Genomic DNA, 19290 nt, shown 5'->3' on the forward strand with positions numbered 1-19290 from the left:
CCTCTTCTATTCCATAAGAGACCTCATTTTCTTTGTAAATCCAGCATCAGTGATGGCAAGCACTTTTCTTGCCTTGCCTACTGCGGTGCTTAATTCCAGTGTTGAAAACACGGTTGATACTTCTACTTTGTAATAATGACTCTTATCAGTAATTTTCTTGGTCAAATTTGGAGCAGCATCATTGGCTAAAAAGACTAACTTTGCTTTCTTATCTTGTATTACCTTAACAACCAGTTCTTCACCTGATATGATGCGACCTGCTCGTTGTGCCAATCCAAGTAAACTGGCTAATTTTTGTTTATTCAAGACCTAGCTCTCTTCTTTTAACTTTATGATCCACGTAAGCAATCAGCTCATCGTAAAAATCGTCTTCCACTTCCATATTAAAACTGCGATTAAAGACTCGTTTTTGCTTAGCTTGAAGCGCTTCTTCATTATCAAGTTTGATATAAGCTCCACGTCCGTTCGCCTTGCCTGTTGGATCAATGAAAATTTGACCTTCTTTGTTTTTGACAATGCGGAGTAAATCACGCTTGTCAATGACTTCGTTAGAAACTACTGATTTTCGTAAAGGGATTTTTCTTGTTTTTGCCATTCTTTCCCTCCTTTAGTCTGCTGCTTCAACTTCACTTTCTACAAATTCTGCTTCTACAGGACTTTCAACTGCTGTAAATTCTTCTGCTTCTTCAGCAAATCCGCCAAGCTCACCAGTTTCTTCCATAGCTTCAAATTCACTTGCAGATTTGATGTCAATTCTGTAACCTGTCAAATGAGCTGCCAAGCGTACGTTTTGTCCGCGACGACCGATTGCAAGAGACAATTTGTTATCTGGCACAACGACAAGAGCATGCTTGCTATCTTGACTGTCAAAGATGACTTGATCCACTTCTGCCGGAGCAATCGCATTGTAGATAAACTCTGCAGGATCTGCTACCCACTCAATCACATCGATGTTTTCTTCAATAGGAATCATACGATCTGATTTTGCATCATACTTAGCAGGATGAAACTTGCTAGTGATTTTCTTGATGTTTGCGCCACCACGTCCAACGATTGTACCAATTGCATCTACATTTGGGTTGTGACTGCGTACCGCAACCTTGGTTCGATCACCTGCTTCACGAGAAACGCTCATAATTTCAACCGTTCCATCATAAACTTCAGGAATTTCTTGCTCCATCAAGCGTTTGATCATCTCTGGATGACTACGGCTAACAAAAACATTTACACCACGAGGATTGTCCTCAACCTTATAAACAAAAACTTCAATGCGGTCGTGTGAAGCAAAGACTTCTCCAGGGATTTGGTCTTGTTTAGACAACTGCGCTTCAATGCTGCCAAGATTGACATAGATGAAACGATTGTCAAAACGTTCGACTGTTCCTGACATGATTTCATTTTCATGCTCTTTGTACTTATTGTAAGTAATCGCCCGCGTTTGCTTGCGCATCTTTTCCATAATTGTTTGCTTAGCAGATTGAGCTGCTACCCGACCAAATTCAGCCGGCGCTTCTTCAAATTTGATTTTATCACCAAGCTCATAAGCTGAGCTAATGGCAAGAGCATCTTTTAAGCTGATTTCCAAACGGCTATCAAAAACTTCGTCCACCACTTCACGAACTGTATAGACACGAAAATCACCTGTTTTTTCATTAAATTCAATGGCCGCACTATCTGACTGACCATAACGGCGACGATAAGCGGAGCGTAAGGATTCTGTCACTGCTTCGATAATGTCTTCTTTTTTGATTCCTTTATCTTCTTCCAAAATGCGGAAGGCCTCTAGCATTTCTTTACTCATGTTTTTTTCGCTTTTGTAAAAACAAAAGCAATCCTTTCTTTTTTCTTGCTAAAATTTGACTGCTAATCTTGCTTTGGATACTAGCTTGTAAGGAATTTGAACAACTTTCTTACGCGTCTTATCCATATATTCCATTGTTAAACTATCTTCCTCAAAAGAAAGCAATGTTCCTTCAAAGGTTTTACTTTTATCAACTGCTTGATACAGACTAACATGGATATATTGCCCAACTGCATCTGCTAATTGTTCTTTCGTTTTCAGCGGACGTTCCAACCCTGGGCTAGTTACTTCAAGAAAATACTGCTCAGGAAAGGGATCCGGCTTAATCGTGTCCAAAAGCGGACTGATGATGTCCGTCAAATCTGCCGTATCATTTACGGTAATCCCTCCCGGCTTATCTACAAAAATACTAAGAACATGGTCGCTCCCCATCTTACCGTACTCAATATCCACTAATTCATACGGTTCTTGGATGACTGGCTCGACAACCTCTTTTACCAATTCTACAATCGTTGCGATAAGACTACACCTCCTCACAGATAAGAGGCGAAGATATTTCCTCGCCTCTCTTTCATATTCATTATCTACATTATAGCATAAGAAAAAGGAAAATACAAGAAAATTTATTCCTGTATTTTATTTGATGCTACACTTATCAATCGTAAGAAAATTAATTGATTTCAGCATTGTGGTTGACAGATAATTCTAAAAAGAATTGACTATAAAGTCAAATAGAATGACCTACAATCAAAATCACTCCTCATAAAGGTTTTTTATTTCGAAATTAAATAGCAAATAATTGACCTACAAGATAAGTTACTGTCATAGTCAAAAGTCCAATGACTAAGTTTCGAATCATGGCATTTTTTATCGGTGCTTTTCCTAACTTGGCACTGGTGTATCCCGTTCCCAATAGTGATAAAGCAACGATGACTACTGTCGCCGGAATTCTATAACTAGCAGAAAAGAAGACAATGCTCAGCATGGGAAAGATAGCTCCTGCTACAAAAGCGATAAAGCTGGAGATTGCTGCATGCCAAGGATTAGTAAATTCTTCCATTTCAATACCATACTTTTCCGCTACCAAAGCTTTGAGAGGATCCTTTAAAAAAGCTCGATTGGTTAAAAGCTGGGCAGAAGTCTCACACTCGCCATTCTGGATATAAGCTGCATAGAGCGACTGCCTAGCAATATCTGGATTTTTCATTAAAAGATCTCGCTCTCTAACAACTGCGGCCTCCTCCGTATCCTTTTGAGTGGAGACAGATACATATTCACCACCTGCCATGGAAAAAGCTCCCGCAAAGACTGCTGCTAACCCAGAAAGAAAGATAATCCAAATACTTTCTGTCGCACTTACTACCCCTATTACCACACCCGCGATAGAAATAATACCATCATTGGCCCCCAATACTCCAGCTCGCAAAATATTAAGCCGACCGCTAAAATTCTTATCAATCTCTTGTTCTCTCATCATCGTCAACCCTCTCTTTTCTATTTATTTAGAATCATTATAAATAAAAACTTAATTAAGCACAAGAGAAAAGAACAAAATGATAAAAGTTCTACTATTTAATAAAATTTCTTGAACATCTACTTGGACAGCAACGTTTTACTTTTTAGCAAACTCAAAACAAGACTATTCTACCAAATCACACACATATATATTTATGATAAAAGGTCATCTGATTGATACCACAATCTTCTACACTGTCCATCGTAAATTTTGTTAATAGCTTTTATAACAAAATGTTTAAATGAAGCTTCTAAAGTTCATTTTGTCGCTTGAGATATTCTTTTGCTCCTCTTGTTTTTTAGCAATCTTTTCTCCTGAAAATCAGAAAAGGGAGTGGAGGCTGGGACAGAAGTCCGACCTCAAATATAAAAAGCGAACAAAACTAGTTTTCTGGTAATCAGAATTCTGCTTTATTCGCTTTTCGCATTTAATTATAGATTAGAAGGACTTAATAATTAAGATTTTTAAAAATTGAAATCTTTTTGTCCCAAGCTCACCTCCGCAAGGGTGCTTAAACAGTTATCAAGCTGTTTAAGGTTGCAGATGAAGAAAACGAAGTTTTCGTCAAAGGTGCTCTTCCGAGCTTAAACAGCGAATGAAGAGCACAATCACCTACTGCGTTATTCGTTTATTACTAAATCTGATAGAAGCTGGGACACTTTTTGCCCAGCCTCTTTCAATTATCTATTTCACCTTAAAACTCTGCCTCAACCCGATAGATGACTTGACCTTTGTTGGCAAATTTTTGCTCATATTCCGTCATCACATTATTCTCAAAGTCGCTCGCATGCAAATCCAACCAAACGCCATTTAGTTTCATGCCGTATTGAGAAAAGCTCACCAAGCTATATTCAAAGAGGCCACGATTATCTGTTTTGAAATGAATCTCTCCATGTTCTGGTAAAATTTGCTTAAAGGTATCGAGAAAAGATTTGTAGGTCAAGCGCCGTTTTTCATGGCGTTTCTTGGGCCAAGGATCAGAAAAATTCAGATACAAACGATCAATCTCTCCATTTTCAAAGTAGTTGGTCAAATCAGAACCATCTACCCAAAGGAGCTTGATATTGGGAACATCAGCTACTAAAACCTTATCCAAGGAGTAACTCAAAACAGATTTTTGAATATCAATTCCGATATAGTTAATTTCTGGATGAGCTTTTGCCATTTCTGAAACAAACGCACCTTTCCCACTTCCCACTTCAATATGAATAGGGTGCTTATTCCCAAAAATCTCATGCCACTTGCCCTTTGCTTCAGCAGGATTTAAAATCACATATTGCGGGTTTGCTTCTAGTAATTCCGTTGCGCCTTTGCGATTTCTAACTCTCATGACACCTTTCTTCCGTATTTTGAGCGGAAGTTGCGCAAGGCATAAATCTCCCGATTCACATTTTCCAAGTCTGCATTTTCATAATACTTCGCAATCTGACATAGGTAAGCATACTGACCATACCAGTATAATTTCTTCAATACCGTTTCATTATAGCGATAGCCATAGTAGGTCAACCATTCTTTCCAACGCACCTCTGGAATATAATGGCTTAATATATGAGCCACATCAAACATACGATCTGTCAATCGAACAGAATCCCAATCTACTAAATACACCAATCCACTATCTGTTTCAATCCAGTTACTATGACGCACATCGCCATGCACAATCGTTGCATGATCCTCGCGAAATTGTGGTAAATGACTACGCATATCATTTAAAACCGACCGTAAGTAATGATTATTTCCAATTGCCAATGGTGCGTGTTCTAACCAAGATTCCAATAAATCTGCTGGCGTCTCCAAGGAATAACCCAACCGACGCAACTGTGTCATCAAAGGACGTGAACGATGCAGCCGTGTCAAAATATTTACAATTTGTTTTTTGTCCATTTCAGTCGGCGTCAAAATTTTTCCTGATAGCCATTCCTGTGCACTCATGACATTGCCGTCTGCCATGCGACGACTCCACAATAATTGCGGTGCGATTTGTTCTCTAGCCAAACCTACTAAGATTGGGGTCGTGTTCATCTTGACGAAAACGCGCGCCCCATCTGGATAGGTGCCCATGTAGGCTTTCCCACTTTTACCTGCAATTGGTGTCAGAGTTAGCTCATTATCAACCAAGTCCATTGTTCCCCTCCGTAAAAAGTTTCCTATCTATTTTACTAATTTTACTTCCTTTAGTCAACCAAACTTCTTAATTTGAATGGTAAATAAATGACATAGAGTAGCAATGTGATTCCTATCATAAAAAGCAAAGCTACTCTATCTTGGAAAAACAGCAAAGCCATCATTGTTTCCACAAAAAGCACGCTGTAGCCAATAAGAACAATCACTTGTTTCACTCCTTTTAACTTTGAGTTGATTTCTAAAGGGAATAAGAACGTCAAATATTGGTAATCAAAGGCATGGTACAAGGCTGTCAACTGAAATAGCAGGAGATAATTTAACAATGCCACAAATATGGCAGCAATCCACGATTGACTGATAAAACCAATTCCCAAAAGAGACAGAAACAGCAACCGTATAGTCAAGGCAAGAAAATCACCATTGCGCAAATAAGAACGCAAATACATATTTTGCCAAGTAGTTGACTGTCTTTTTGGTAGAATATTCGTCAAACCATCAAGATATGCTCGGCGTTTTACGCTATTGGAAATTCCCTTAACATTGGTAAAGAGAGCAAAGAAACGCAGAATCGTCTGTTTTCGTCTTTCTTCGTAAGCAATGAGATAGCCCCAATTCACCCCTGCACCTTGGTAAAATTTTTGACTTTTCTGCAAAAATACGAACCATTTTGCTAGCAACATAAGAAATACAAGAATAAGCCATCCCAAAAATGGCAGACCTAAAGCAAGAAAAAGTGGCGCAGCTAGCAATAGAACAGCCGTTTGAAGCAAGGCCCATAATCGATAAGATAAACGCGTTTGTTCTTGTAAGTAGCTTTTTAATTCCTCCTCTTTGACTAACAAAAATAAACTATCTGGTTTTTCCATATAAGTCGCGATTCGTCCCAAAGGCAATAATAAGAACAAAAGAACCACTAAAGCAAGAATGATTGGCAGGTGATTTTTAGGAAAATTTCGTAACAGTTGACTGTATTGAACAGCTAAAAAGCCAATAAAGACCAATAAAAAGAGGACAAAATGGTCATTAAAAACATAGCGTGAATACTTCAAACATTGATTGCGAAATACTTGCCTGCGCTTTTGAAACAGATTTCTCATAGGCTCGCCTCTTCTGTCAAAGCTAGATAAATGTCATTGAGACTAGCTTCTGGCATGGCAAATTCTGCTTGTAATTCTGCTAAATTGCCTTTAGCTCGGATTTCTCCCTTATGCAATATCACGAATGAATCACACATCTTTTCTGCCGAATCCAGCACATGCGTACTCATAAGAATTGACTTGCCTTTTGCCTTTTCATCCTCCAAAAGCTCTATCAAGTCAGCAATGGCAACTGGATCAAGTCCTAAAAATGGTTCATCAACGATAAAAAGGCTGGGGTCAACCACAAATGCACAGATAATCATGACTTTTTGCTTCATTCCTTTAGAAAAATGCACCGGAAACCAATCCAATTTTTCTTTCAAGCGAAACATGGTCAATAATTTCTCCACGCGCGCAAAAGCCACCTTTTGCTCCACATCATAAGCCATAGCAACCGTTTCAATATGCTCGCGCAGCGTTAATTCCTCATACAAACTAGGTGTTTCCGGAATAAAACCAATTTTCTTACGATAAGCCGTAGGACTATCTTGCAGTTTGGCACCGTCAATTAAAATTTCACCTTTATAAGGAGTTAAAAGTCCGATAATTTCATTGATTGTAGTGGATTTACCCGCACCATTCAAACCAATCAACCCCACCAATTTCCCATTTCCTACTGTGAAACTGATGTCTTTTAAAACAGGGATATTCACATAGCCCCCTGTAAGCCCTTTTATTTCTAACATATTTTCTCCAAATTCTGGTATAATGTTCTTATATTATAACAAAATCTAGCAAAGTAGAGGTAAATTTGATGGCAGATTGCATTTTTTGTAAGATTATTGCAGGAGAAATTCCAGCTTCTAAAGTATATGAAGACGATGAAATTCTAGCATTTTTAGACATCTCACAAGTTACTCCTGGACATACCTTGATTGTCCCTAAAAAACATTTCCGCAACATGCTTGAAATGGACGGTGAAGCTGCCAGTCAACTCTTTGTACGCATTCCAGATATTGCTCGTAAAGTGATGAAGGCGACTGGTGCAAAGGGAATGAATATCATCAATAACAACGAAGAAATTGCCGGTCAATCTGTCTTCCATACACATGTCCATTTAGCACCACGCTATACAGAAAATGATGATTTAAAACTGACTTTCGTGGCGCACGAACCAAACTTCCCTGCTCTTGCAGAATTAGCCGAAAAAATTTCAAAAGCATAAGGAGAAACCATGAAACTTAGTAATCTATTGTTATTCACCAGTGCAGCTGCAGCCAGCTTTTTCCTTGTTAAAAATAGAGAAAAACTCATGAACGAGGCTGTTGAAAATTATGAGCTAATGGACAGGATTCAAGACAATCTCCAAAACATTCAACGAAATCTCCAAGTCGTTCAAGAGCAAAAAGACAATCTCCAAACAATTTCACAGGATTTAACTTACCAATTCAAACTTTTTGAGCAAGACGCTACTGCTCGACTTCAACAAATTCAAGATATCTGGAAGGCTGACATCAACTAAGAAATAAAAAAGAATTTAGACACACGCTAAATTCTTTTTTATTATGTCATTGTCCGTATTGACCGTAATACTGTCCATTTTGGTCTGTTCCATAAGGATTGCTGGAATACGCAGAAGAATCAGCAACACCAGTTGTTGTGCCACTTCCTGACTGACTGGAACTAGGAGCGGCACTGCCATACAATTCTTCATATAAAACCGCATTGGTTTCCAATTCAGTCACTTCGTCCAAGCCAAGCGATTTTCTCAGAACATTTTGCATTTCCAACATATGCTCCGAAGTTACGATTTGGTAAGATCCACCGTCTGGTAAAGTGGCACCCTCACCTTTCAATTGCTTACTTTCAATATTTTTAAAAGCATCTTGGTAACCTAATAATTGCGGAATACTGCCAGAAGACAACTCTACATTGGTCTGCATATTGTTACTAACAGCTTTTAAAATAGCCTGATAATGGCTGACACTATTTAAACTCAGCACTTTTTGGACTACTTTTTGAATGACTTCTCGTTGACGCTTTTGACGGCCATAATCCCCTTCTGGATCTTGATAACGCATGCGAGAATAAACCAACGCCTGATCTCCGTTGATGTGTTGCTTACCTGGTTCAACAACTGCTTTGTATTCTGGTTCATTTTCTTCAATCGAAATAGGGAAACCAAGTGTGTTATTGACCGTGATACCGCCAACAGCATCAACCAATTGTACCAGACCTTTCATATTGATAAGCACATAGCGGTCAATGTGAATATTCATCATCTTTTGCACTGTGGAAATAGCTAGCTCAGCTCCACCATTTGCATAAGCCGCATTAAGCTTTGCTTGCATGGTTTCGTCGCCATTTTTTATATTGGTGAGAATATCCCGCTCCAAACTCATCATCGTAGTCTTTTTTGTTTTAGGATTGACCGTCATGAGAATCATGGAGTCACTATTTCCAGCCCACCGATCTGAGCGTGAACCACTACCCGTATCCACCCCCATTAAGAGCAAGGTAAGCGGTTTGGTAGCTGCAATAACATCTGTATCTTTCCCAAAGCTCTTGTAAGTTTTAGACAATACATCCGTTGATTGGTTATAAATCGTAAATCCATAAACGCCTAGTCCTGCAACCGTTACAAGACACAAGCTTAAAAACATTAAGATAATTTTTTTTAACATATTATTCTAATCTATCAGTTTTCCCATTAGATAAACATCAAGAAATTTCCCTTCTGCAAGATAGGCTCCTCTTTTTTGAATGCCCTCAATCTCAAACCCAAACGCCTGATACAAATGAACAGCACGTTCATTTCTTGCTTGTACAGTCAATTCTAATCGTCGAATCACTCCAGAATTCTCTGCCCAGTCTATCGCTTCTTCTAGAAGAAATTTCCCTAAGCCTTGATTCCAAAATGCTCTTTTAACCACGATAAAGACCTGTCCAATATGTCGAATCCGCTCATGAAAATCAGCTGTAATGCTTACAAGACCAGCAACTTCATTATCTAATAGTGCAATTAGATAAATCTGGTTATCTGACGCAGTTTGATGTTGAATGAAAGAGCTCATCTGCTCTTCTGTCATCAAAATCCCTGCAGCATCTAATGTCATGTAATCTGATTCTTTTCCAACTTGATTAAGAAAATCAATTAAAGATTTGGCGTCTTGAGGTTCTGCTTCTCTTATAACTAGCTCTAACTCAGTCATTGACAAATTCCTCAAGCAGTTTCTCAGCTCGATGTCCTTTTGCATCAAAGACCAATTCTCGACCATCACTTTTTCTTAAAATTGTCAATTTGAGATAGTCACTTGGCAAACTATCTCCCAACAATTCGCCCCATTCAATAACCGTCACTCCATCTCCAAAGAGAAAATCGTCTAAATCAATAGAATCTGGATCTTCTCCAATGCGATAAGCATCCAAATGATAAAGCGGTAGGCGTCCGTCATATTCTCGTACAATAGTATAGGTCGGACTTTTGATCATTTGTTTGATACCCAGTCCACGTGCTAACCCTTTGGTGAACGTTGTTTTCCCAGCACCCAAGTCACCCGTTAAAATCAACACATCTTGTTTTCGGAGTAAAGCGCCTAATTTCTCGCCCCACGCCATCAACTCATCTTCATTATGGCTAAACATTCTTTTATTATACCAGAAGTTTTCATTTTCTGCTGAAATTTAACAAAAGAAAAGCTAGCTCCAAAGAACTAGCAATTTTTCAATCATTAAGCTAAAGCTAGACTGATAAAGTTTAAGATAAACAAAGCATCCAATACCCAGATAATTGGGTGAACTTCCTTGGCTTCACCTTTGATGATTTTCACAAATGCATACATGATGAATCCTGCAGCAATACCATGAGTAATACTGTAAGTAAAGCCCATGAAAACGGATGTAAAGAAGGCTGGTACTGCTTCTGATAAATCGTCCCATTCGATATCTTTCATACTGGAAAGCATCATAATTCCGACAATGATAAGAATAGGAGCTACTGCTACTGTTGGGACAATAGCAAGAAGTGGACTAAAGAAACTTGAAATAGCAAACAAAGCCGCAACGACAAGTGCTGTTAAACCTGTACGACCACCGGCTTCAATCCCAGCTGCACTTTCTACATAAGTCGTGACATTTGAAGTTCCTGCAATCGCACCAATCGTTGTCCCAACCATGTCTGAAAACAGCGCCTTGTCCATTTTAGTCTGAAGCCCAGACGAATCTTTAGCAGCTTCTTCATCTGCAATATTAAAGATACCTGCTTTACGACCAGTACTAATCAAAGTTCCAATATTATCAAAAATATCTGTTAATGAAAAGGCCAAAATGGCTAGAAGCACTTCTGGAATGCGAGAAGGTTTTGCAAATAAAGCTAACAAACCATCTTTACCTAAAGCTGCACCAAAAATCTTTCCTAAATCCTGAACAGCAGCACCGATATTATTGGAAGCAAAATTGATTTTTGAAAGATCTACAACTCCCACCAAAATGGCTACGATTGTGGTTGCCGCAATAGATAACACAATACCTCCGCGCACACGTTTCAAGACAAAGAAAATGGTGATGAAAATTCCAAACAAAGCTACAAGAACAGCTGGGTTGTTAAAATCTACCAAGCCCGGTGTTGCCATTCCATTGGCTGTAATAGCTGCTTGTGCCTTATCAGCACCTTTTCCTGCAACAGTATAGGTTCCTGGATCGATTGAAAATTTCAAAAGTCCCGCTTTTTTCACTCCGATATAAGCTAGAAAAATTCCAATCCCACCAGAAATCGCATATTTTAAACTCTCTGGAATTGCGTGAATAATAATTGTACGAACCCTAGTCAGCGTGACAATAATACTAATAATCCCACAAAGAAAAACCATCGCCAGTGCTTCTTGCCAAGTATAACCAAGCGCAAAAACAACGGTATAAGTAAAGAAAGCATTCAGTCCCATACCAGGCGCCTGAGCGTAAGGAATGTTGGCATATAAAGCCATCATCAGCGTCCCTGCAACAGTCCCAATGATAGTCGCTAAGAAAACACCTTGTGCTGGCATGCCTGTTTGACTGAGCATTTCAGGGTTGACAAAGAGGATATAACTCATTGCAAAGAAAGTGGTTAAACCAGCAAGAACTTCTGTACGAACAGTCGTACCGTTTTCTTTTAGTTTAAAAAACTTATCCATTTTTAAAAATCTCCTTAAAATTTACGAACGATAATAGATATGATACCACAAAATATTCATGATTTCAACATAAGTTTTAAAAATAAACAAATTAATTCAATGTTTTATACATAAAATCTTTATTTAGACTGATTTTTGGTCAAAAAGACCAAGGACATGATTTGAATCAAGGTAAACCCTAAAATGAATAACAGGCGCTCCCTCTGCAAAGCAGCTGCCAACCGCTCAAAGACTAACGTAGGATGGCTGACTAGATCCCAAGAATTGAGCCGATCATAGCGACCAATGTAAATTGCGAGACTCGATAAAAATGAGACGGCTCCAATAGCCAAATATTCCAGCCACCATTTGAGCTTCAAATAGCCCGAAATCAAATTCCAGCTCTCTATTCCGCATAGAACCCCGAAGAAAATACTTGGAACAAAGGCCATAAAAAGATGTAGACTTTCTCGGTTCCACAAGGTGTCACTCACCCAGTGCATGTGTACCAAGTCCGTAATCATATAGAACGTATTGGGATAAAACACTAGCCAAAGAATTGCTACAGGTAAGAAAAACCATTTCTTTTTAAACTGAATGGCTAGAAAAGCCGCATCATAGGCAACCAAAGCTAGAAACATATTCCAAATCAAATCTGGACCTTTTGTCAAAATTCCTTCAGCATAAACGATAGCAGAAATAATCGCAAAGAAAATATGAATGATAATTGTTTTACGCATACTCGATTTCCTCCTTCGTTATATAAGAAAACATTATATCACAAATTCTGCACTTTCATCTTAAAATCTGCTATAATAGAAAATAGCACAAATGAAAGAGTAGACTATGACAAAAAAAGTAATTGCAGTAGATTTAGACGGAACCTTGCTCAATTCTGACAGCAAACTATCTGAATTTACAAAAGAAACCATTAAAAAAATTTCTAAAAAAGGACATCATGTTGTCATCACAACCGGACGCCCTTATCGAATGGCTCGGGAATTTTATAAAGAATTGGAACTGCACACTCCAATGATCAACTTTAATGGCTCTTTGACCCATATCCCGGAGAAAAAGTGGCAACAGGAAAGATGTATCACCTTAGATAAAGAATATCTATTAGACATTGTCAAAAGGAAGGAAGAGATTGAAGCAGACTTCATTGCTGGAGAATATCGGAAGAAATTTTATATCACAGCCCCCAATGAAACGATTGCCGACCCGAAATTATTTGGTGTAGAATCTTTTCAACCTGAAAATCAATTTAATCCAGAATTGGTTACCAAAAATCCCAACTGTATCCTTTTGCAAACGCATACCAATGATAAATATGCTTTGGCGGATGAATTGAATCAATTTTATCAACAACAATTATCTATCAATACTTGGGGAGGACCGCTAAATATCCTTGAATGCACTCCAAAGGGTGTAAACAAAGCCTTTGCTTTAAAATATTTATTAGATATTCTGAACGTAGATCGAAAAGATTTAATTGCTTTCGGAGACGAGCACAATGATACAGAGATGTTAGCATTTGCCGGTACAGGCTATGCTATGAAAAACGCTAGTCAAACACTTCTTCCCTATGCAGATGAACAACTACCACTGACCAATGATCAAGATGGAGTGGCTCATCAATTATTGAAACTATTTTTATAACAATGCTTAGAGTTGGACAGGTCTTCTGCCCGACTTTTTAATATTTACACGTCATCTTCCCAGATTTCATTTTTCTGCGACTGATTGTGCACTAGCAATCATGGGGCGATCTCATCAGCTATTGATTTTCAATTATTTTCTATCAGTTTATTTATGCTATAAATTGAATATTATAAATTTTGTTTTTTAAATTTAAAATGTTCCTAGATTTTTTATTGATTTTCCTTTTTCTTATTTAATAATTCGTGTAGATAGAATTATTTTTTCAAAATTTTCATTATTTTTCCAATCGATTTTCAAGGTTAATATATTGTTTAAATGGCTAGTTTTGTCCGTTTACAATCTGTCAAAAATATGAAAGATTTTGATTTTTTTAGCTCAAACTATTGCATTTTTCATGAAAACGTTTTATACTTAAGTAGTCTTAAATTTTTCTTAAACTTAAGTCAAACATTTTATAAGGAGGAAAGACAATAATGAGTATCGGAATCATTATTGCAAGCCATGGTGAATTTGCTGCTGGTATTCATCAATCAGGTTCTATGATTTTTGGTGAGCAAGAAAAAGTTCAAGTTGTAACTTTTATGCCAAACGAAGGTCCTGATGATTTGTATGCTAAGTTCAATGATGCTGTGGCTGCTTTTGACGCGAACGATGAAGTTCTAGTTTTGGCTGACCTGTGGAGTGGTTCTCCATTTAACCAAGCTAGCCGCGTAATGGGTGAAAATCCTGACCGTAAGTTCGCGATCATTACAGGTTTGAATCTGCCAATGTTGATTCAAGCTTATACTGAACGAATGATGGATGCCAATGCTGGCGTTGACGCTGTTGTCGCAAACATCATCAAAGAAGCAAAGGATGGAGTGAAAGCTCTTCCTGAAGAACTAAATCCTGTAGCTGAGGTAACAAGTGCACCAGCTGCACCAACTGCTCAAGCTGCTATTCCAGAAGGAACCGTTATCGGCGATGGCAAGTTGAAAATCAATCTTGCTCGTATTGATACACGTCTTCTCCACGGTCAAGTTGCAACTGCTTGGACACCAGATTCTAAAGCAGACCGTATCATCGTTGCTTCTGACTCCGTATCAGCTGATAAACTTCGTAAAGAGTTGATCAAACAAGCTGCTCCTGGTAATGTCAAAGCAAATGTTGTCCCAATTGACAAATTGATTGCGGTAGCAAAAGACCCTCGTTTTGGTAACACACATGCACTGATTCTTTTTGAAACTCCTCAAGATGCACTCCGTGCTGTTGAAGGCGGTGTTGAAATCAAAACACTTAATGTTGGCTCAATGGCTCACTCAACTGGTAAAACAATGGTCAATAACGTTTTGTCAATGGACAAAGATGATGTTGCAACCTTTGAAAAATTGCGTGACCTCGGAGTGGAATTTGACGTACGTAAAGTGCCAAATGACTCCAAAAAAGATTTGTTTGACTTAATTAAAAAAGCCAACGTTCAATAATGGAAAGGATTTAGAATATGTCAATTATTTCTATGATTTTAGTGGTCTTCGTTGCCTTTCTTGCTGGACTCGAAGGAATCTTGGACCAATTTCAATTCCACCAACCACTTGTTGCTTGTACCCTTATCGGTCTAGTAACAGGACACTTGGAAGCAGGTGTCATCCTTGGTGGTACACTTCAAATGATTGCTCTTGGTTGGGCAAACATTGGTGCTGCCGTTGCTCCTGATGCTGCACTTGCTTCTGTAGCATCTGCAATCATCATGGTACAAGGTGGCGACTTCACTGATAAAGGTATCAGTTTCGCTTATACAACTGCTATCCCTCTTGCAGTTGCAGGTCTCTTCCTTACAATGATTGTTCGTACAATTTCAGTAGGTCTTGTTCACGGTGCTGATGCTGCTGCTAAAGAAGGTAACATCGGTGCTGTAGAACGTACTCACTTAGTTGCACTTCTTCTTCAAGGTCTTCGTATTGCTATTCCTGCTGCTCTTCTTCTTGCAGTTCCAACATCAGTCGTTCAAGGTGTCTTGAATGCTATGCCTGCTTGGTTGTCAGGTGGTATGGCTGTCGGTGGTGGTATGGTCGTTGCCGTTGGTTACGCGATGGTTATCAACATGATGGCAACTCGCGAAGTATGGCCATTCTTTGCTATCGGTTTTGCACTTGCAGCTTTATCAAACCTTACTCTTATTGCTATGGGTACTATTGGTGTCGCAATTGCCTTGATTTACATCAACCTTTCTAAAAAAGGCGGAAATGGTGGCGGCGGTTCTGCTACATCAAATGACCCAATTGGTGATATTTTAGAAGACTACTAAGAAAGGAGCTACTAATACCATGACAGAAAAAATTCAATTATCAAAATCAGATCGTCAAAAAGTTTGGTGGCGTTCAACTTTCTTGCAAGGTTCTTGGAACTATGAACGGATGCAAAACTTAGGTTGGGCGTACGCACTTATCCCAGCTATCAAAAAACTTTACACTTCTAAAGAAGACCGTGCTGCGGCTCTTGAACGTCACTTGGAATTCTTTAATACTCACCCATACGTAGCTGCTCCTATCATTGGTGTGACACTCGCCCTTGAAGAAGAAAAGGCTAACGGGGCTGAAATTGACAACACTGCTATCCAAGGGGTTAAAATCGGTATGATGGGACCTCTTGCTGGTATCGGTGACCCAGTCTTCTGGTTTACCGTTCGTCCTATCCTCGGTGCTCTTGGTGCCTCACTTGCTATGGCAGGTAACGTGATGGGGCCAATCCTCTTCTTCGTACTTTGGAATCTTATCCGTATGGCCTTCTTATGGTACACTCAAGAACTTGGCTACAAAGCTGGTTCTGAAATTACAAAAGACATGTCAGGTGGTATCCTTCAAGACATCACCAAAGGAGCTTCAATCCTTGGTATGTTCATCATCGCCGTTCTTGTTGAACGTTGGGTAAATATTGCCTTTACGGTAGGACTTCCTTCTAAGACTTTGTCTAAAGGTGCTTACATTGAATTCCCTAAAGGAAATGTTACTGGTCAACAATTACATGATATCCTTGGTCAAGTAAATAGTGGTCTTGGACTTGATAAAATACAAGCTCAAACACTTCAAGGACAGTTAGATGCTTTAATTCCTGGCTTGATGGGGCTTCTTCTTACATTCCTATGTATGTGGTTGCTTAAGAAGAAAGTTTCTCCAATCACAATTATCATCGGTCTCTTCATCGTTGGTATTGTGGCACGCTTCTTCGGAATCATGTAAATAACAAAAAGAAGGTTTCGGCCTTCTTTTTTATTGACAATAAATGTGCTATAATAGGGAGGATAATAGATAAACGAGGATTGAACATGGCACAGTCACAAAATACAAAAATTGATTTTCAAACAACAGGAACTTCTTATCTGGGAATTGGAGGGAAAGTTGGAAAATTCTTAGTTGGAGATAAAGCGCTCGAATTTTATGCAGATGCCAATGTCGAAGACTATATTCAAATCCCTTGGGATACTATCCATCAAATCGGTGCCAATGTGTCTGGCAAACGAATTAGTCGTCATTTTGAAGTCTTTACCAATAAAGGAAAATTCCTTTTCGCTTCAAAAGATGCTGGAACTATTTTGAAACATGCTCGAAATCATATCGGCAATGAAAAGGTTATTAAATTACCGACACTGATTCAAACAATTGGTCAATTTTTTAAAAATCTATTTGCAAAAAAATAAGAATTCTTGTATAATCATAGGAAACGGATAAGTAAATCTAGTATCTCTTTCAGAAAGTCTGCGGCAGCTGTGAGCAGATAGGGAGCTAGCTTGAAATTCTACCGTGATATTAATTTCATAAACAATCAAGTGCACTTATGTGAAGTTGGATGGGACCGTGGCTCTGCCACTCCAACACTTTCATAGGTGTATTTTTATTTCAGGAGGTTCTGATGTTAGATATTAAACGCATTCGCACAGATTTTGATATCATCGCAAAAAAATTAGCTACTCGTGGCGTTGACGCTGCAACACTTGATAAAATGAAAGAGTTTGATAGCAAACGCCGTGAACTCTTGGTCAAGGTTGAAAATTTAAAAGCAGAGCGTAACACGGTTTCAGCAGAAATTGCCCAAGCGAAACGTAATAAAGACAATGCTGATGATAAAATTGCTGCCATGCAAACATTATCTGCTGAAGTTAAAGCATTAGACGCAGAGTTAGCAGAAATTGACGCTACATTAACCGAGTTTACAACGACTTTGCCAAATATTCCTCACGATAGTGTGCCGGTAGGTGCTGACGAAGACGATAATGTAGAAGTTCGCCGTTGGGGGACGCCACGTGTGTTTGACTTTGATGTAAAAGCTCACTGGGATCTTGGTGAAAATCTTGATATTCTCGACTGGGAACGCGGGGCAAAAGTAACCGGCGCTCGCTTCCTCTTTTACAAAGGATTAGGAGCTCGTCTAGAACGCGCTATTTATAATTTCATGTTAGACGAGCATCAAAAAGAGGGCTACACAGAAGTCATTCCTCCTTACATGGTTAATCACGATTCTATGTTTGGGACTGGTCAATATCCAAAATTCAAAGAAGATACGTTTGAATTGAGCGATACAAATTACGTTCTCATTCCAACTGCTGAAGTTCCTTTGACAAACTACTACCGTGGGGAAATTTTAGACGGAAAAGACTTGCCAATCTACTTCACAGCCATGAGTCCGTCTTTCCGTTCTGAAGCTGGTTCTGCCGGTCGTGACACCCGTGGTTTGATTCGTTTGCATCAATTCCACAAAGTGGAAATGGTCAAATTTGCCAAACCAGAGCATTCTTATGAAGAATTAGAAAAAATGACCGCTAACGCCGAAAATATCCTTCAGAAATTAAATCTTCCTTACCGCGTTGTTGCACTTTCGACAGGGGATATGGGCTTCTCTGCAGCGAAGACCTACGACTTGGAAGTCTGGATTCCAGCACAGAATACCTACCGTGAAATTTCTAGCTGTTCCAATACCGAAGATTTCCAAGCTCGTCGTGCCCAAATCCGTTACCGTGACGAAGCAGATGGCAAGGTAAAACTCCTACACACTTTGAATGGTTCCGGTCTTGCAGTTGGTCGTACCGTTGCAGCTATTCTTGAAAATTATCAAAATGAAGACGGCTCCGTCACTATTCCAGAAGTACTTCGTCCATACATGGGCGGTGTGAAAATGATTGCTTCAAAATAACATAAAAACTCTGAGATTTTCAAATTATCTCAGAGTTTTCTTATCTCTTCATTTGATTGTTTCGCTTTTTAATCATTGCACTTCGAACCACACTTATCACAGTTGGGAGCAAGGTGACAATGACAATTCCCAAAATAATCGCTGAAAAATGAGTTTTCACAAAGGGGATATTCCCAAAAAGATAGCCTGCCCCTGTCGCAATCAAAGACCAAGACAAAGCTGCGATAAAAGCTCGTTTCAGAAAAGACTGAACTGGGAATTGGCTAATGCCTGCTACAAATGGTACAAAGGTACGAATAATGGGAATATAGCGTCCTAAAATAATAGAAGTAGAACCATGTTTTTCAAAATACACTTCTGCTTCTTTGATATTTTCTTCTTTTATCAATTTACTGAAAAATTTATAATGTACAAAACGATAACCCAAGGTTCTGCCAATGAAGAAATTACAGGTATCGCCAACAAAAGCTCCCGCAAAAAATAGAAGCATAAAAAGTAGAACATTAAAATGCATTGCTGGATTAGCTGATAGAGCGCCTGCAGCAAAAAGTAAGCTGTCTCCCGGCAGGAATGGAAATACTACCGCAGCTGTCTCAATAAAAATTACCAAAAACAAAATCAAATATGTCCAGCCACCTACAGCATGAGCAATATTATAAATGTGTGCATCAATATGCAAGATAAAATCAATAATAAACATCTCTTCTCCTTTTGTCCATTCTCTATTATAACAGAAAATATTACAGAAAAGCGTATTTTAAAAGATAAATTGCAAGAATAAGTGCAACATTTATT

Annotated in this window: 23 protein-coding genes; 8 read left to right on the forward strand and 15 right to left on the reverse strand. The window is 38.8% G+C overall.

Annotation, left to right across the window (positions count from 1 at the left end):
- Positions 1-6: 6 nt before the first annotated feature.
- The 9 genes from HMPREF2984_RS02810 to HMPREF2984_RS02850 all read right to left on the reverse strand — a co-directional run bounded on the left by HMPREF2984_RS02810 (position 7) and on the right by HMPREF2984_RS02850 (position 7266).
- Positions 7-306 carry a YlxQ-related RNA-binding protein gene (locus tag HMPREF2984_RS02810; RefSeq protein ID WP_003043402.1) on the reverse strand — a complete coding sequence of 100 codons (300 nt, stop codon included), beginning with the start codon at positions 304-306 and terminating at the stop codon, positions 7-9.
- Entirely contained in the window at positions 299-595 is a 297-nt protein-coding gene (gene rnpM / locus HMPREF2984_RS02815) for an RNase P modulator RnpM (RefSeq protein ID WP_003033741.1), read from the reverse strand. The genes HMPREF2984_RS02810 and rnpM overlap by 8 nt, the downstream gene beginning before the upstream one ends.
- A 12-nt stretch (positions 596-607) precedes the next feature.
- The gene (gene nusA / locus HMPREF2984_RS02820) at positions 608-1801 is read right to left on the reverse strand and encodes a transcription termination factor NusA (protein WP_070670367.1); all 1194 of its coding nucleotides are present in this window, start codon (positions 1799-1801) and stop codon (positions 608-610) included.
- A gap of 48 nt (positions 1802-1849) precedes the next feature.
- Entirely contained in the window at positions 1850-2320 is a 471-nt protein-coding gene (gene rimP / locus HMPREF2984_RS02825; RefSeq protein ID WP_306806812.1) for a ribosome maturation factor RimP, read from the reverse strand.
- Between the two features lie 265 nt (positions 2321-2585).
- The gene (locus HMPREF2984_RS02830; RefSeq protein ID WP_049533334.1) at positions 2586-3275 is read right to left on the reverse strand and encodes a VIT1/CCC1 transporter family protein; all 690 of its coding nucleotides are present in this window, start codon (positions 3273-3275) and stop codon (positions 2586-2588) included.
- Positions 3276-4011: 736 nt separating this feature from the next.
- A complete protein-coding gene (gene trmB / locus HMPREF2984_RS02835) occupies positions 4012-4647 on the reverse strand; it encodes a tRNA (guanosine(46)-N7)-methyltransferase TrmB (protein ID WP_049533189.1) in 636 nt (211 codons plus the stop codon).
- Entirely contained in the window at positions 4644-5441 is a 798-nt protein-coding gene (ccrZ, locus tag HMPREF2984_RS02840) for a cell cycle regulator CcrZ (RefSeq protein WP_003043230.1), read from the reverse strand. Before ccrZ ends, trmB begins: the two co-directional genes overlap by 4 nt.
- A 50-nt stretch (positions 5442-5491) precedes the next feature.
- The gene (locus HMPREF2984_RS02845; protein ID WP_049533190.1) at positions 5492-6538 is read right to left on the reverse strand and encodes an ABC transporter permease; all 1047 of its coding nucleotides are present in this window, start codon (positions 6536-6538) and stop codon (positions 5492-5494) included.
- The gene (locus tag HMPREF2984_RS02850; RefSeq protein WP_070670373.1) at positions 6535-7266 is read right to left on the reverse strand and encodes an ABC transporter ATP-binding protein; all 732 of its coding nucleotides are present in this window, start codon (positions 7264-7266) and stop codon (positions 6535-6537) included. Before HMPREF2984_RS02850 ends, HMPREF2984_RS02845 begins: the two co-directional genes overlap by 4 nt.
- A gap of 68 nt (positions 7267-7334) precedes the next feature.
- Here HMPREF2984_RS02850 and HMPREF2984_RS02855 point away from each other — a divergent pair, with 68 nt between their 5' ends.
- Together HMPREF2984_RS02855 and HMPREF2984_RS02860 are read left to right on the forward strand one after the other, a co-directional pair.
- Entirely contained in the window at positions 7335-7745 is a 411-nt protein-coding gene (locus HMPREF2984_RS02855) for an HIT family protein (RefSeq protein WP_070670376.1), read from the forward strand.
- Between the two features lie 9 nt (positions 7746-7754).
- Entirely contained in the window at positions 7755-8042 is a 288-nt protein-coding gene (locus HMPREF2984_RS02860) for a hypothetical protein (RefSeq protein ID WP_049533192.1), read from the forward strand.
- Between the two features lie 46 nt (positions 8043-8088).
- Here the strand turns inward: HMPREF2984_RS02860 and HMPREF2984_RS02865 are convergent, their stop codons facing one another.
- From HMPREF2984_RS02865 to HMPREF2984_RS02885, 5 genes are all read right to left on the reverse strand, one after another.
- Positions 8089-9204: a glycopolymer--peptidoglycan transferase LytR gene (locus HMPREF2984_RS02865; protein WP_070670378.1), complete on the reverse strand. Its 1116-nt coding sequence runs from the start codon at positions 9202-9204 to the stop codon at positions 8089-8091.
- Between the two features lie 6 nt (positions 9205-9210).
- On the reverse strand, positions 9211-9732 hold the full coding sequence (locus tag HMPREF2984_RS02870; protein WP_070670381.1) for a GNAT family N-acetyltransferase: 522 nt from the start codon (positions 9730-9732) through the stop codon (positions 9211-9213).
- Positions 9725-10165, reverse strand: coding sequence for a tRNA (adenosine(37)-N6)-threonylcarbamoyltransferase complex ATPase subunit type 1 TsaE (gene tsaE / locus HMPREF2984_RS02875; RefSeq protein WP_049533195.1), 441 nt, complete (start codon positions 10163-10165; stop codon positions 9725-9727). Before tsaE ends, HMPREF2984_RS02870 begins: the two co-directional genes overlap by 8 nt.
- A gap of 86 nt (positions 10166-10251) precedes the next feature.
- Positions 10252-11691, reverse strand: coding sequence for an NCS2 family permease (locus tag HMPREF2984_RS02880; protein WP_070670383.1), 1440 nt, complete (start codon positions 11689-11691; stop codon positions 10252-10254).
- Between the two features lie 119 nt (positions 11692-11810).
- Positions 11811-12410 carry a DUF1361 domain-containing protein gene (locus HMPREF2984_RS02885; RefSeq protein WP_049533197.1) on the reverse strand — a complete coding sequence of 200 codons (600 nt, stop codon included), beginning with the start codon at positions 12408-12410 and terminating at the stop codon, positions 11811-11813.
- Between the two features lie 106 nt (positions 12411-12516).
- On the opposite strand from HMPREF2984_RS02885, the gene HMPREF2984_RS02890 reads away from it, so the two are divergent.
- From HMPREF2984_RS02890 to serS, 6 genes are all read left to right on the forward strand, one after another.
- Entirely contained in the window at positions 12517-13329 is an 813-nt protein-coding gene (locus tag HMPREF2984_RS02890; RefSeq protein ID WP_049533198.1) for a Cof-type HAD-IIB family hydrolase, read from the forward strand.
- Positions 13330-13805: 476 nt separating this feature from the next.
- Positions 13806-14795: a PTS sugar transporter subunit IIB gene (locus tag HMPREF2984_RS02895; RefSeq protein WP_004224338.1), complete on the forward strand. Its 990-nt coding sequence runs from the start codon at positions 13806-13808 to the stop codon at positions 14793-14795.
- Positions 14796-14812: 17 nt separating this feature from the next.
- Positions 14813-15616 carry a PTS mannose/fructose/sorbose transporter subunit IIC gene (locus HMPREF2984_RS02900; protein ID WP_003033793.1) on the forward strand — a complete coding sequence of 268 codons (804 nt, stop codon included), beginning with the start codon at positions 14813-14815 and terminating at the stop codon, positions 15614-15616.
- 19 nt (positions 15617-15635) lie between these two features.
- Complete coding sequence (locus tag HMPREF2984_RS02905) at positions 15636-16547, forward strand: PTS system mannose/fructose/sorbose family transporter subunit IID (RefSeq protein ID WP_003033774.1); 912 nt, start codon at positions 15636-15638, stop codon at positions 16545-16547.
- Positions 16548-16633: 86 nt separating this feature from the next.
- Positions 16634-17005, forward strand: a complete 372-nt coding sequence (locus HMPREF2984_RS02910) for a DUF956 family protein (RefSeq protein ID WP_004224344.1) — start codon at positions 16634-16636, stop codon at positions 17003-17005.
- Between the two features lie 212 nt (positions 17006-17217).
- The gene (serS, locus tag HMPREF2984_RS02915) at positions 17218-18495 is read left to right on the forward strand and encodes a serine--tRNA ligase (protein ID WP_070670386.1); all 1278 of its coding nucleotides are present in this window, start codon (positions 17218-17220) and stop codon (positions 18493-18495) included.
- 40 nt (positions 18496-18535) lie between these two features.
- Here serS and HMPREF2984_RS02920 read toward each other — a convergent pair whose 3' ends face one another.
- Entirely contained in the window at positions 18536-19195 is a 660-nt protein-coding gene (locus tag HMPREF2984_RS02920; protein ID WP_049533200.1) for a VTT domain-containing protein, read from the reverse strand.
- Between the last annotated feature and the right edge of the window lie 95 nt (positions 19196-19290).

It is taken from the genome of Streptococcus sp. HMSC066E07 (assembly GCF_001814695.1).
Taxonomy (GTDB): Bacteria; Bacillota; Bacilli; order Lactobacillales; family Streptococcaceae; genus Streptococcus; species Streptococcus hominis.

What these genes read in the sequence shown, in the direction of transcription:
- HMPREF2984_RS02905 (WP_003033774.1), top strand. Translation starts at nt 15,636, where the DNA reads ATGACAGAAAAAATTCAATTATCAAAATCAGATCGTCAAAAAGTTTGG.
- HMPREF2984_RS02895 (WP_004224338.1), top strand. Translation starts at nt 13,806, where the DNA reads ATGAGTATCGGAATCATTATTGCAAGCCATGGTGAATTTGCTGCTGGT.
- rnpM (WP_003033741.1), bottom strand. Translation starts at nt 595, where the DNA reads ATGGCAAAAACAAGAAAAATCCCTTTACGAAAATCAGTAGTTTCTAAC.
- HMPREF2984_RS02855 (WP_070670376.1), top strand. Translation starts at nt 7,335, where the DNA reads ATGGCAGATTGCATTTTTTGTAAGATTATTGCAGGAGAAATTCCAGCT.
- HMPREF2984_RS02880 (WP_070670383.1), bottom strand. Translation starts at nt 11,691, where the DNA reads ATGGATAAGTTTTTTAAACTAAAAGAAAACGGTACGACTGTTCGTACA.
- HMPREF2984_RS02830 (WP_049533334.1), bottom strand. Translation starts at nt 3,275, where the DNA reads ATGAGAGAACAAGAGATTGATAAGAATTTTAGCGGTCGGCTTAATATT.
- HMPREF2984_RS02845 (WP_049533190.1), bottom strand. Translation starts at nt 6,538, where the DNA reads ATGAGAAATCTGTTTCAAAAGCGCAGGCAAGTATTTCGCAATCAATGT.
- HMPREF2984_RS02900 (WP_003033793.1), top strand. Translation starts at nt 14,813, where the DNA reads ATGTCAATTATTTCTATGATTTTAGTGGTCTTCGTTGCCTTTCTTGCT.
- HMPREF2984_RS02850 (WP_070670373.1), bottom strand. Translation starts at nt 7,266, where the DNA reads ATGTTAGAAATAAAAGGGCTTACAGGGGGCTATGTGAATATCCCTGTT.
- HMPREF2984_RS02870 (WP_070670381.1), bottom strand. Translation starts at nt 9,732, where the DNA reads ATGACTGAGTTAGAGCTAGTTATAAGAGAAGCAGAACCTCAAGACGCC.
- HMPREF2984_RS02885 (WP_049533197.1), bottom strand. Translation starts at nt 12,410, where the DNA reads ATGCGTAAAACAATTATCATTCATATTTTCTTTGCGATTATTTCTGCT.
- HMPREF2984_RS02910 (WP_004224344.1), top strand. Translation starts at nt 16,634, where the DNA reads ATGGCACAGTCACAAAATACAAAAATTGATTTTCAAACAACAGGAACT.
- trmB (WP_049533189.1), bottom strand. Translation starts at nt 4,647, where the DNA reads ATGAGAGTTAGAAATCGCAAAGGCGCAACGGAATTACTAGAAGCAAAC.
- tsaE (WP_049533195.1), bottom strand. Translation starts at nt 10,165, where the DNA reads ATGTTTAGCCATAATGAAGATGAGTTGATGGCGTGGGGCGAGAAATTA.
- serS (WP_070670386.1), top strand. Translation starts at nt 17,218, where the DNA reads ATGTTAGATATTAAACGCATTCGCACAGATTTTGATATCATCGCAAAA.
- HMPREF2984_RS02860 (WP_049533192.1), top strand. Translation starts at nt 7,755, where the DNA reads ATGAAACTTAGTAATCTATTGTTATTCACCAGTGCAGCTGCAGCCAGC.
- ccrZ (WP_003043230.1), bottom strand. Translation starts at nt 5,441, where the DNA reads ATGGACTTGGTTGATAATGAGCTAACTCTGACACCAATTGCAGGTAAA.
- HMPREF2984_RS02890 (WP_049533198.1), top strand. Translation starts at nt 12,517, where the DNA reads ATGACAAAAAAAGTAATTGCAGTAGATTTAGACGGAACCTTGCTCAAT.
- nusA (WP_070670367.1), bottom strand. Translation starts at nt 1,801, where the DNA reads ATGAGTAAAGAAATGCTAGAGGCCTTCCGCATTTTGGAAGAAGATAAA.
- HMPREF2984_RS02865 (WP_070670378.1), bottom strand. Translation starts at nt 9,204, where the DNA reads ATGTTAAAAAAAATTATCTTAATGTTTTTAAGCTTGTGTCTTGTAACG.
- HMPREF2984_RS02920 (WP_049533200.1), bottom strand. Translation starts at nt 19,195, where the DNA reads ATGTTTATTATTGATTTTATCTTGCATATTGATGCACACATTTATAAT.